11 protein-coding genes are annotated in these 12,318 nt (G+C 36.4%); 6 read left to right on the forward strand and 5 right to left on the reverse strand.

The features are described 5' to 3' along the window. Positions 1–273: 273 nt before the first annotated feature. On the reverse strand, positions 274–1,665 hold the full coding sequence (gene mnmE / locus ACN0QX_RS12015) for a tRNA uridine-5-carboxymethylaminomethyl(34) synthesis GTPase MnmE (protein WP_417197258.1): 1,392 nt from the start codon (positions 1,663–1,665) through the stop codon (positions 274–276). 112 nt (positions 1,666–1,777) lie between these two features. Here mnmE and ACN0QX_RS12020 point away from each other — a divergent pair, with 112 nt between their 5' ends. Then, a complete protein-coding gene (locus ACN0QX_RS12020; protein WP_417197260.1) occupies positions 1,778–2,905 on the forward strand; it encodes a redoxin domain-containing protein in 1,128 nt (375 codons plus the stop codon). A 56-nt stretch (positions 2,906–2,961) separates the two neighbouring features. Here ACN0QX_RS12020 and ACN0QX_RS12025 read toward each other — a convergent pair whose 3' ends face one another. Further along, complete coding sequence (locus ACN0QX_RS12025) at positions 2,962–3,612, reverse strand: rhomboid family intramembrane serine protease (RefSeq protein WP_248398950.1); 651 nt, start codon at positions 3,610–3,612, stop codon at positions 2,962–2,964. A 62-nt stretch (positions 3,613–3,674) separates the two neighbouring features. Between ACN0QX_RS12025 and ACN0QX_RS12030 the strand changes: the two genes are divergently transcribed. Beyond that, a complete protein-coding gene (locus ACN0QX_RS12030) occupies positions 3,675–4,568 on the forward strand; it encodes a lysophospholipid acyltransferase family protein (RefSeq protein WP_376861019.1) in 894 nt (297 codons plus the stop codon). Positions 4,569–4,574: 6 nt separating this feature from the next. On the opposite strand, the gene ACN0QX_RS12035 is transcribed toward ACN0QX_RS12030, so the two are convergent. Both ACN0QX_RS12035 and glmM read right to left on the reverse strand, forming a co-directional pair. After that, a complete protein-coding gene (locus tag ACN0QX_RS12035) occupies positions 4,575–6,089 on the reverse strand; it encodes an aminotransferase class V-fold PLP-dependent enzyme (protein WP_417197263.1) in 1,515 nt (504 codons plus the stop codon). Positions 6,090–6,114: 25 nt separating this feature from the next. Beyond that, a complete protein-coding gene (gene glmM, locus ACN0QX_RS12040) occupies positions 6,115–7,503 on the reverse strand; it encodes a phosphoglucosamine mutase (protein WP_417197265.1) in 1,389 nt (462 codons plus the stop codon). Positions 7,504–7,576: 73 nt separating this feature from the next. Between glmM and ACN0QX_RS12045 the strand changes: the two genes are divergently transcribed. The 4 genes from ACN0QX_RS12045 to ACN0QX_RS12060 are packed head-to-tail and all read left to right on the forward strand — an operon-like array spanning position 7,577 to position 11,515. Beyond that, complete coding sequence (locus ACN0QX_RS12045; protein ID WP_417197266.1) at positions 7,577–8,176, forward strand: ACP phosphodiesterase; 600 nt, start codon at positions 7,577–7,579, stop codon at positions 8,174–8,176. Positions 8,177–8,183: 7 nt separating this feature from the next. Next, entirely contained in the window at positions 8,184–9,881 is a 1,698-nt protein-coding gene (ggt, locus tag ACN0QX_RS12050) for a gamma-glutamyltransferase (protein WP_417197295.1), read from the forward strand. An 11-nt stretch (positions 9,882–9,892) separates the two neighbouring features. Continuing rightward, the gene (locus ACN0QX_RS12055) at positions 9,893–10,792 is read left to right on the forward strand and encodes an ATP-grasp domain-containing protein (RefSeq protein ID WP_417197268.1); all 900 of its coding nucleotides are present in this window, start codon (positions 9,893–9,895) and stop codon (positions 10,790–10,792) included. A gap of 6 nt (positions 10,793–10,798) precedes the next feature. Next, positions 10,799–11,515: a hypothetical protein gene (locus tag ACN0QX_RS12060; RefSeq protein WP_417197270.1), complete on the forward strand. Its 717-nt coding sequence runs from the start codon at positions 10,799–10,801 to the stop codon at positions 11,513–11,515. Positions 11,516–11,789: 274 nt separating this feature from the next. Here ACN0QX_RS12060 and ACN0QX_RS12065 read toward each other — a convergent pair whose 3' ends face one another. After that, a complete protein-coding gene (locus ACN0QX_RS12065; protein WP_248398935.1) occupies positions 11,790–12,314 on the reverse strand; it encodes a hypothetical protein in 525 nt (174 codons plus the stop codon). Between the last annotated feature and the right edge of the window lie 4 nt (positions 12,315–12,318).

Raw genomic sequence — 12,318 nt, forward strand, 5'->3', positions numbered from 1 at the left:
TGTACGTGCTGTAAAAGCATTTCCGCAATGCTTACAAGTTTTCGGGATGTATAAATTACTGCTCATAAATGGTGCTTTATGTAGCGTTATGGTGCAACGTGGGGCAATATGGTGCATCATTTCGCCACTATTTTTGCCAACAGATTCGGGCAACAAATCTGCATAACAGGCAACATATATGAAACAAATATAGTTAAAAAAGAGCAGTTAGGCAACAAAAAAGAATATGTAAACCTTTGAAAAACAGATAAAAACCAATAAAAAGAAACTCAATTACTTTCCGATACAGAAATTAGCAAAAATATTACCTAACAATTCATCATTAGTCACACTTCCGGTAATCAGTCCAAAGTGGTATAAAGCTTCCCGAATATCAATGGCCATTAAATCGCCAGACAATCCGGAATCCAAACCGTTTTTAACTTTCTGAATTTCTTCAAACGCTTTTAGTAAGGCATCATAATGTCTCGTATTGGTAATAATAGTTTCATTATTCCGTAAGGCACCTGTATTCACCAAATTCAATAAGGCATTGGTTAGCTGTTCCACACCAAAGCCACTTTTTGCAGATAACAGCTGTACGTTTGGAATGGCCTGTTGGAGTTCCGCCAAATCCATATCGTCAATCTTATCAATCTTATTAGCAATAACAAGCAATGGCTTTAATGGATACTTATTTTTAATTTTCTCCAACTCCACTTGAAGTTTGTCACCTTGATGCTTAAATTCTCCAGCATCAAATAAGTAAATAACCACTTGTGCTTGTTCTATTTTTTCAAAGGTTTTTTTAATTCCAATGCTTTCTACAACATCTTTGGTATCACGAATTCCTGCGGTATCAATAAAGCGAAAACCCATACCGCCAATACTTATTTCGTCTTCAATAGTATCCCGCGTGGTTCCAGCTATTTCACTAACAATAGCACGTTCTTCATTTAATAAAGCATTTAGCAGGGTAGATTTTCCAACATTGGGTTCGCCAACAATAGCAACGGGAATCCCGTTTTTAATCACGTTTCCAACCGCAAACGAATCTATTAAGCGTTTCAATACAAAGGTAATACGCGCTATCAGTTCCTTAAATTGGGTTCTATCGGCAAATTCCACATCTTCTTCCGCAAAATCCAGTTCCAATTCTATTAACGAGGCAAAGTTTAAAAGCTCTTCACGTAGCTTGGCAATTTCACTTGAAAAACCACCACGCATTTGCTGCATGGCAATTTGGTGAGATGCTTCATTATCACTCGAAATTAAATCGGCTACCGCTTCCGCCTGACTTAAGTCTAGTTTCCCGTTTAAAAACGCACGCAAAGTAAACTCGCCAGCATCCGCCATTCTGCAACCTTTTCGTAAAAATAACTGGATAATTTGTTGCTGGATATAATTAGAGCCATGGCAGGATATTTCTACCACATTTTCACCTGTATAGGAATTGGGGTTTTTAAAAACAGAAACTAAAACCTCATCAATGTCCCGGTTATCATCAACAATATGGCCTAAATGAATGGTGTGGGTTTTCTGATGAGACAGTGTTTTCGATTTCGAAACCGATTGAAAACAGCTATCGGCAATGGCAATAGCATGGGCACCCGAAAGCCTAATAACCGCAATAGCACCAGCTCCCGAAGGCGTAGCAAGCGCAACAATTGTATCGTTTTGATTCATGCTACAAAAGTACTAAAATCACCACAGAAAACACGTATATAGATATTAGTGAATTCTTAACAAATATTTTTTAACAATCCACTATATTTGCACAAACTAAAAAATATTGAAAATGATAAAAAAATTCATACTACTGTCATTCATTATTCTTCTAGCTTCTTGTAAGAATGAAGAAACGAAAGCAGGTTATATATTAACCGGTACTATTGATAAGTCAGTAGAAGGTAAAACAATGAGACTCCAAAATGCCGATTTAAACAACATTACATTTTCGGATTCCACAGTTATTAAGGATGGAAAGGTAACGTTTACAGGTAACGTTGAATCGCCAGATTTATATTTATTAACAATTGAAGGTGTTCCTGGAGGCCTGCCACTTGTTTTAGAAAACGAAGAAATCACGGTTCAGTTTTATAAAGATAGCTTACAGTCTTCTGTCGTTTCAGGAAGTCATGAAAATGATGTTTTTAAATTATTTAAGGATATCTCGGATCCTATTAGAGCAAAAAATCAATCAATGGGACAAGAATTTATGGCGGCAAGAACAGCTGGTGATACGGCGAAAATGACGGCTATTCAAACTGAATTTCAGAAAATTGTTGACGAGGGGAATAAGGAAAATCTAGCCGCTATTAAACAAAATAATGATGTGGTAACTAGTGCAGCTATACTAGAAAACCTTATCAAAACAAAAGGTATTGAAGCTTCTGAAGCCAAAGAATTATATGATAATTTTACCGAATCTGTTAAAAACAGCCGCATTGGTAAAAGTATTAATGAAATGCTATCAAGTGCTATGGCTACAGCTATCGGAAGCATGGCGCCTGAATTTACAGCCCCTAATCCAGATGGCGAAATGATTGCTTTAAAGGACATTAGAGGAAAAGTAACTATCATTGATTTCTGGGCCGCTTGGTGTGCGCCTTGTAGAAGAGAAAACCCTAATGTCGTTAAGGTTTACGAAAAGTATCACGAAAAAGGTCTTGAAATTATAGGTGTGTCTTTAGATGGTACGCCAAGACAAAAAGACGCTAAAGGTGAATGGTTAGCAGCTATTGAAAAGGATGGTTTAACATGGCACCAAGTTTCCAACTTGCAATATTTTAACGATCCTGTCGCTAAACAATATAATATTCAATCTATTCCAGCTACCTATATTTTAGATGCTGATGGAAAGATAATTGCTAAAAATTTAAGAGGCTCCGCTTTAGAAGCTAAAATGGCCGAGCTTTTAGATTAAGAATTTCTATATAAATAGATACTAAAGCCTTTCAGTTTTGAAAGGTTTTTTTATGCTTATATTTTTCCTAATTTCTTTAAAACAAACAACAAAATAATAGGCAATGCTAATAAGCCAATCATCAGTAAATTCTTTTCAAATAACCAAGTCGCCAAAATTAAGGTAATTACATAACCACCAATAGCACCTCCAAAATGTGCATCATGACCAATATTACCCACTCTGTTTTTCATCCCATAAATGGAATACAATAAATAGCCAATACCAAAAATATAAGCCGGAATAGGAATAGGTATAAAAAATAGATATAAACTCATACCTGGTTGTAGAAGTATAGCTGAATAAATAATCCCCATAACAGCGCCACTAGCACCTACAGCAGAGTAATGGTATTCATTTTTATGAAAATATAAGGACAGTAAATTCCCTAACAACAAGCTCCCTAAATAAACAATTAAAAATTGAAAGCTTCCTAAATAAGCAATTACCACATCGGCAAAAAAGTATAAGGAAAACATATTAAAAAATAAATGCGCCGTGTCCACATGTAAAAAGCCAGATGTTAACATGCGTATTTTTTCACCTCTGATAATAGCGCCTACATTAAATTTGTATTGTTCAAAAAAGGAATAATCACTAAACCCTTTAAATGATATTAACGCGTTGGCAGCAATAATTACCATGGTTACTATACTTAAATCACCCATAAATTTTAAACGTTTAAAAAGAATATAACATATCTTTGTAATTGCAAATCTAAAATTATTTCATGCAACTTCTTGCTTATATTCTCATTTATCCCATTTTATGGTTGGTTTCCATCTTACCCTTCCGATTATTATACGCGGTTTCCGATGGTTTATTTGTTGTAATCTACCACATTATTGGCTACCGAAAAAAAGTGGTTAAAGAAAACTTGAAACTGGCATTTCCCCATAAATCAGATGCTGAATTAAACCGTATTCGGAAAAAATTCTACCACCATTTGTGTGATATGGTTATGGAGTCTATTAAATCTATGACCATTTCAGAAGCCCAAATGAAAAAACGTTTTACCTTTTCCAATGTAGAGCTCATTCAAAAACTGGAAAGCGAAAATAGAAGTATTGCACTTATGTGTGCGCATTATGGGAGTTGGGAATGGATTTTTATCCTTCAAACCTATATGAGTAACAAAGGTTACGCGATTTACAAACGCCTGGCCAATAAATATTTTGATAGACTTGTAAAACGTATTCGTGCAAAGTATAACAGCCACTTGATTACCACCAAGGAAAGTATTCCTGTTTTAATGCAATCTAAACGCGAAGGGAAAATAACCATTTGTGGTTTTGTTTCCGATCAATCACCTAAAGCAGAAAAAGCATTCCATTGGAATGAATTTATGGGTATTACGGTTCCGGTCCATACAGGAGCCGAAATGTTAGCGAAAAAGCTCGATATGTCTGTGGTATTTTTTGGTGTTAAGAAACTAAAACGTGGATATTATGAAACCTCGTTTAAAACCCTGGCGTATCACCCAAATGATTATCCAAATTACGAAATCACCGATAGGTTCTTGGATTTAGTTGAAGCCCAAATTAACGAAGCCCCAGAATATTATTTATGGACACATAAACGTTGGAAACATCGTGATAAAGTTCCTGCAGAATACAAGTCTTAAGTCCTGTTAAGATAATTGGAACCAACTAGAAACCATGGTATCTATGTCATCGGTTTCAGAATCTAATAACGACTTATGGACAAACTCGTTATTCCTTTTATTATACTCATAATCAACAGCCCAAGCTACATGGTTTTTGGCTAGTGCTTTAATGCTATCGCATACAAACTGCACTTCGGCATTGGTAGTTGTAGGATGAATAGACATACGTATCCAACCTGGTTTACGCGTTAATTCACCCAAAGATATTTCCTGTGTCAATTCATGAGATGTTTTTTGATCTACATGCAGTAGAAAGTGTCCGTACGTCCCCGCACAACTGCAGCCACCTCGTGTTTGCACACCAAATTTATCATTCAATAATTTCACACCTAAATTGAAATGTAAGTTATCGATATAAAAAGAAATTACACCCAAACGATCTTCATGCTGACCCGCAAGAATGTGTAAATTTGGAAGCGCTCCTAATTCCTTAAAAACAACTTTTAGAATCTCATGCTCGCGTTCTAGCATATTGTCAACACCCATTTGCTCTTTTAATTTAATAGCAAGGGCTGTTTTTATGGCTTGTAAGAAACCGGGTGTTCCACCATCCTCACGATCTTCTATATTATCAATATATTTATGTTCTCCCCAAGGATTTGTCCAACTAACAGTTCCGCCACCTGGACAATCCGGGATCATATTTTTATACAATTTCTTATTAAAAATAAGGACACCTGAAGAACCGGGTCCTCCTAAAAATTTGTGTGGTGAAAAGAATACGGCATCCAAAGCCTTGGTTTCATCTTCGGGATGCATATCCATAGACACATAAGGTGCTGAACAGGCAAAATCTACAAAGCAAACGCCGCCATGTTTATGCATCATTTGCGCAATATCATGATGTGGATTTTGAATACCGGTTACATTTGAACCACCAATAACAGAGGCTATTTTAATGGTACAATCTTGATGCGCTATCAATGCTTTTTCTAAATTCTCCAAACTAAACAACCCATCTTCTGCTGGCGGAATAACCACCACTTTAGCAATGGTTTCCAACCACGTCGTTTGATTAGAATGATGTTCCATATGCGAAACAAAAACTACAGGACACAGGTCCTCCGGAACAACAGTGTGTTTCTTTAAATTTTCAGGAACTTTTAACCCTAAAATACGCTGAAATTTATTCACGACCCCTGTCATGCCATTACCTGAAACAATTAGCACATCATCATCATGCGCATTGACATGGGCTTTAATAATATGCCTGGCTTCATGGTAGGCTTTCGTCATAGCGGTTCCTGAAACTGTGGTTTCTGTGTGTGTATTGGCAACATAAGGTCCAAAAACATGACTGATTCGCTCTTCAATCGGTTGGTATAAACGGCCAGACGCAGTCCAATCCGTATAGATAATCTTTTGAGAACCGTAAGGCGATTTAAAGGTTTGATCCACACCAATAATGTGCTTTCTAAACTGACCAAAATAGGTTTCTAAATCCGTTTGAATGTCTGAAGATGTTTTTGTAGTAATCATGCGTATAAATTAAATGGCAAAGGTACTAATTATTAGCGACAGCCTTAATTTCTGCTATAACTTTATCAGCGAGTGCATCAGCCGCTTCCTGTGATGGTGCTTCCGTATATACACGAATAATAGGTTCGGTATTACTTTTACGTAAATGCACCCAACTATCTTCAAAATCAATTTTCACCCCGTCAATTGTCGTAACACGTTCATGGCTATATTTTGCCTCCATGGCTTTTAAAATAGCATCCACATCTAATTCTGGTGTTAAGGCTATTTTCTTTTTACTCATAAAATAATTCGGATAACTAGCACGCAAAGCACTGACTGACATTTTTTTATCTGTCAGCAAACTTAAAAACAAGGCTACACCAACCAAGGCGTCACGCCCATAATGAGATTCTGGGTATATAATTCCACCATTTCCTTCGCCGCCAATAACAGCATTGTTTTTCTTCATTAACGCCACGACATTCACTTCACCTACGGCACTGGCTTCGTAGGTACCACCATGTTGTTCGGTAACATCCCGCAAGGCACGAGTGGAGCTCATATTACTAACGGTATTTCCAGGTGTTGCACTTAACACATAATCTGCACAAGCTACTAATGTATATTCTTCCCCAAACATATTACCGTTTTCGTCTATAAAGGCTAACCGATCCACATCTGGATCAACCACAATTCCAAAATCTGCATGTTCTTTAACCACAGCTTCAGATAAATCAGTTAAATGCTCCTTTAAAGGTTCTGGATTATGAGGAAAGTGACCCGTTGGGTCACAATACAATTTAACACATTCTACACCTAAACGTTCTAATAATAATGGAATGGCTATTCCTCCTGTAGAATTTACACCATCTACCACTACTTTAAAATTCGCTTTTTCTATGGCCGATTTGTTAACCAATTTTAAATCTAAAACGGCGTCAATATGCAAATCGATGTAAGCATCATTTTTTGTTATTTTCCCCAAACTATCTACATCAGCAAAACTCATGGTATCACTTTCAGCAATAGCAAGAATTTTAGCACCTTCTTCGCCATTTAAAAATTCACCTTTATTATTCAAAAGCTTTAAAGCATTCCATTCTTTTGGATTATGGCTCGCCGTTAAAATAATGCCACCATCAGCATGTTCCATTGGTACAGCAACCTCAACCGTTGGCGTGGTAGAAAGGCCTAAATCAATAACATGAATTCCCAACCCGACAAGTGTGTTCATGACCAAATTCTGAATCATTTCGCCCGAAATTCGCGCATCACGACCAACCACTACCCGATAATTTTCTTTTTTATATTGTCCTTTTAACCAAACTCCGTAAGCAGAAGCAAATTTCACCGCGTCAATTGGCGTTAAATTGTCGCCTACGGCGCCACCAATGGTTCCTCTGATTCCTGAAATAGATTTTATAAGTGTCATATTTTTATGTTTATTTTCAACAAATATAAGTTTTCTATGCGTTTTCTTTCCTATGAATTTGTAAATTCGAAACATGAACTTTTTAGCACATATTTATCTTTCTTTCAATCATAAAAATGTATCCATAGGAAATTTTATGGCTGATGGTATTCGCGGTAAACAGTACAAAAAGTATCCACGTGAAATCCAAATTGGTATTTTATTACATCGGGAAATTGACACTTTTACAGATGCCCATCCTATTGTAAGACAGAGCACGAAAAGGCTCCACGAAAATTACAGTCATTACAGTGGTGTGATTGTAGATATTTTATACGATCATTTTTTGGCTAAAAACTGGGCGCACTATTCTAACGAACCTTTAGACGATTATGCTCAAAGATTTTATTCATTATTACAAGATAATTTTGATATTTTACCAGAGCGAACACAACACCTGTTACCCTTTATGATATCTGGTAATTGGTTGTTAAGCTATGCAGAAATTGAAGGTATCCAAAGCGTTTTAGATGGTATGAATAGACGCACGAAATACAAATCTAAAATGAACGAAGCTACACACGAATTCCTTAAATATTACGATGAGTTTGAAGAAGAATTCACCCTGTTCTTTGAAGAATTACGCGTTTTTGCTGCTGAAAAATTACAAATCCTTTCCAATACAATTATATAATATGATGATGAACCGTTTAATACTCCTACTTGTTATTTCAGTTATTTGGTCTTGTAAAAACAATCCAGAAACACTAGAAAAAATTCAGAATCGTGGGTTAATAACGCAAAACGCCATGGTGGTGTCTGCCAGAAAAGAAGCCTCGAAAATTGGTAGCGATATTTTAGAAAAAGGAGGCAACGTATTTGATGCCATGATGGCAACTGAAATGGCACTGGCCGTTTGCTTCCCTTCCGCTGGTAATTTAGGAGGTGGTGGTTTCATGGTTTACCGATTACATTCTGGCGAAACTGGCGCATTAGATTATCGCGAAAAAGCACCTCTAGCGGCCACAAAAAATATGTATCTAGATTCTTTAGGAAACGTTATTCCTAATAAAAGTATTATTGGCGAAATGGCTGTTGGCGTTCCTGGCACGGTGGCAGGTGTTTTTGAAGCACATCGGAAATTTGGTAAATTATCAGTAAAAGACATTTTACAACCGGTGATTGACTTGGCTAAAAACGGCTATGCATTAACGGAAAAACAGCAAAATGGCATTAATAATTACGATAGTATTTTTAGAGCTGTTAATGGCAAAGAAATTTTATATTCAAAAAACACCAAAGCGGGCGACACAGTAAAAAACAAACAACTCGCAAAAACGCTTGAACGCATCGCTTTTAATGGTAAAGATGAATTTTATAAAGGTGAAACGGCTCAAATTCTAGTGGACTATCTATCGGAAAAAGGTGGCATCATCACATTAGAAGATTTGGCTAAATATGAAGCCAAATGGCGCGAACCAGTTGCTTTTAAATATAAAGACATTAACGTTATTTCCATGGCACCGCCATCAAGTGGAGGTATTTGCTTGGCTCAAATTATGAAAATGATTGAACCTTATAATCTAAAAGAATTTGGTCATAATTCCCTAAAAACCATTCAAGTACTTGCGGAAGCAGAACGTCGTGCCTATGCCGATAGAAATTATTATTTAGGCGATCCCGATTTTGTGGATATTCCCACTAAAACTTTATTGAGTGATGACTACCTTCAAAAACGTATGAGCGATTTTTCATTTGAAAAAGCAACGCTGTCTAGTAATGTTTCTCATGGTAATATAACGTTTATTGAAAGTGATGAAACCACACATTATTCTATAGTTGATCAGTTTGGAAATGCCATTGCCGTAACGACCACCTTGAATGGCACCTATGGTTCCTATTTATTTTGTTCGGAACTTGGGTTTTTCTTGAATAATGAAATGGACGATTTTAGCAGCAAATCAGGCGTGCCAAATATGTTTGGTTTAACGGGTGCGGAAACCAATAGTATTGTGCCAGAAAAACGCATGTTAAGCTCTATGACGCCAACTATTGTGGAAAAAAACGGAAAACTATTTATGACTTTAGGAACTCCTGGAGGTTCTACAATTATCACATCGGTTTTGCAAACCATATTAAATGTTGAAGAATTTAATATGTCCATGCAAGACGCCGTAGATGCGCCCCGTTTTCACCACCAATGGTTACCAGATTATATTAGAATGGAACCCAATGGTTTTGATACGGAAATCATGAAACAATTAATTGCTAAAGGCTACACCATTAATGAAACACGCTCACCGGTAATTGGGAAAGTAGATGGTATTTTGGTGCTTGATGATAAGACATTAGAAGGTGGCGCAGACCACAGAGGAGACGATACAGCTGTTGGATTTTAATTTTTTTGTATATGAAAACTTTTGACATAGTCATACTTACAGACAACCGGTATTTAGAAGATTCTGAAACTAACACCTACAAACACAACGTGTTTTATGAAGATTTTTTGGTACAAGAAGCCTTACAAGCTGAAAACTTAAAAGTCACCCGCTTAGCTTGGGATGATCTTAATTTCAATTGGTCTGACACCAAAGCAGTACTTTTTAGAACGACTTGGGATTATTTTGATCGCTTTTCTGAATTTTCAAAATGGTTAGCTATGGTTTCAACAAAAACGCGGTTGTTAAACTCCGAGAAAATAATCCGTTGGAATATAGACAAACACTACTTATTAGAATTAAAAGCCAATGGCATTCATGTTGCCAAATCCTTTTTTATTGAAACAGGAACCCAATCAACCCTCACTGAATTACACCAACAATTAAATTGGCAAGAAACCGTTTTAAAACCATGTGTTTCAGGAGCAGGAAGACATACATATAGACTAACACCACATAATATTGCAGAACATGAAGCTATTTTTACGGAGTTAATTCAACAAGAATCTATGATGCTTCAACCGTTTCAACATAACATTGTTACGCAAGGCGAAATGTCTCTTATCGTTTTTAATGGTGAATACAGTCATGCTGTTTTAAAACAAGCCAAGGCTGGCGATTTTCGTGTTCAAGATGATTTTGGCGGAAGCGTAATTCCATACGCACCGACTGAAACGGAAATAGCCTTCGCTATAAACGCAACAAAAGCCTGTCCAGAATTGCCTATTTACGCCAGAGTTGATATATTTACTGATAACACAAATCAATTAGCTGTATCCGAATTAGAACTTATAGAACCCGAATTATGGTTCAGAAAAGATTCTAAAGCGGCTAAAATACTCGCCAAACACATATCATTGTGCTTAAAATAATTGTTTATGAAAACGAAAAAAATCCTTAAAATAGTAGTTGGCGTTATAATCTTTTTCACCTTACCCAGTTTACTCTTTTTTGGTTTCGTTTATTTTAAATACAATGAAGACTTACCCAATGGAAAACAAGGCCCTCAAGCTGAAGCATTGGCTTATAATATGCTAAAAGCATTAAATCATGAGGCCTATTTAGAAACTAATTATATTGAATGGACGTTTAAAAACAAACACCATTATAAATGGAAAAAAGATGAGAACACCTGCCTTGTGCATTGGAAAGATTACAAAGTTGATCTAAATTTAGATAATCCAAGTTTAAGCAAAGCCTACGTCCATAATTTTGAAGTAAAAGGTGAGCAAGCCGCTGAACATATAGAAACAGCACTTGCCTATTTTAATAACGATTCGTTTTGGTTAGTAGCTCCTTATAAAATATTTGATCCTGGAACGGAAAGACGTTTGGTTAAGTGGAAAAATAATCAAGACGCGCTTTTGGTGACTTACACATCTGGTGGCACAACGCCTGGCGATTCGTATTTGTGGATTTTGGATACCAACAACAAACCTGTAAAATTCAGAATGTGGGTAGACATCCTGCCTATTGGCGGATTAGAAGCTTCCTGGAACGATTGGACAACAACTGAAAGTGACGCCATACTTCCCGTTTTCCATGAAATGTTATTTTTGGGTATAAAATTGGATGATATAATTGGGAGGGAATGAGTTTGCAGTGTTCAGTGTTCAGTGTTCAGTTTAAAATAAATATCTGTTACTTTAATCTTGAATAAAGTTTGATGCAATGTTGTTTCAAACTAAATAAATAACCTGATAAAGTTCTCGACACAATTTTTCATTCATCTAAATCACGCGAACGCACGAGTTATTATACAAAAATAACGGCCATCAATTTGCCTGCCTGCTCTTGGTTGGATTGAATTTCACACCTGATAAGTGTACGAATTGTATCGCGAATCTTTTAAGCCTAAAACCTTGAATCCTATTTTGAACGCTGCCCAACAAACTGTTGTTCTTTCAGCTTAAACAGCACATTAAACGATGTTAAACTACCATAACTTCTCGTTATGTATTGCTGTAAATCTATTTTTTCTTGTTCTTCTAAATTGCTCGAGTTTATTTTTTGTTCCATAACACGGAGTCTATCACGAACCATGGTAATCTTATGGAAAAAAGTATCTATAGGCACCTCGCTCGACTTTAAATTACTATCTCCTGGTTCCAAAATCAGTTTTCCGCCTTTCCATTTATCCGCAATATGAACGACTTCGCTAGCATCACTCCAACGCTTTAAAATTTGCACCAAGCTACTTTCTACTTCGGCAAAACTAACCGTATCCACATCATCTTCGGCTGCTTCAATAATGTCAAATTCAGAATTAATATCTATGGTTTCTAAACCGCTTTCAATAAAAGTTACCCAATAATGTTTTGAGGTAACGTTGGTTACGACGCCTTTTCCAAATTCAGGGTGATTAATCCTTGAGCTTATTCCTAGTATTTGCATAAAA

The organism is Bizionia sp. (assembly GCF_048259285.1).
Classification (GTDB): domain Bacteria; phylum Bacteroidota; class Bacteroidia; order Flavobacteriales; family Flavobacteriaceae; genus Algorimicrobium; species Algorimicrobium hallyeonense.

What these genes read in the sequence shown, in the direction of transcription:
- ACN0QX_RS12030 (WP_376861019.1), top strand. Translation starts at nt 3,675, where the DNA reads ATGCAACTTCTTGCTTATATTCTCATTTATCCCATTTTATGGTTGGTT.
- ACN0QX_RS12020 (WP_417197260.1), top strand. Translation starts at nt 1,778, where the DNA reads ATGATAAAAAAATTCATACTACTGTCATTCATTATTCTTCTAGCTTCT.
- ACN0QX_RS12025 (WP_248398950.1), bottom strand. Translation starts at nt 3,612, where the DNA reads ATGGGTGATTTAAGTATAGTAACCATGGTAATTATTGCTGCCAACGCG.
- ACN0QX_RS12060 (WP_417197270.1), top strand. Translation starts at nt 10,799, where the DNA reads ATGAAAACGAAAAAAATCCTTAAAATAGTAGTTGGCGTTATAATCTTT.
- ACN0QX_RS12055 (WP_417197268.1), top strand. Translation starts at nt 9,893, where the DNA reads ATGAAAACTTTTGACATAGTCATACTTACAGACAACCGGTATTTAGAA.
- ggt (WP_417197295.1), top strand. Translation starts at nt 8,184, where the DNA reads ATGAACCGTTTAATACTCCTACTTGTTATTTCAGTTATTTGGTCTTGT.
- glmM (WP_417197265.1), bottom strand. Translation starts at nt 7,503, where the DNA reads ATGACACTTATAAAATCTATTTCAGGAATCAGAGGAACCATTGGTGGC.
- ACN0QX_RS12035 (WP_417197263.1), bottom strand. Translation starts at nt 6,089, where the DNA reads ATGATTACTACAAAAACATCTTCAGACATTCAAACGGATTTAGAAACC.
- ACN0QX_RS12045 (WP_417197266.1), top strand. Translation starts at nt 7,577, where the DNA reads ATGAACTTTTTAGCACATATTTATCTTTCTTTCAATCATAAAAATGTA.
- mnmE (WP_417197258.1), bottom strand. Translation starts at nt 1,665, where the DNA reads ATGAATCAAAACGATACAATTGTTGCGCTTGCTACGCCTTCGGGAGCT.
- ACN0QX_RS12065 (WP_248398935.1), bottom strand. Translation starts at nt 12,314, where the DNA reads ATGCAAATACTAGGAATAAGCTCAAGGATTAATCACCCTGAATTTGGA.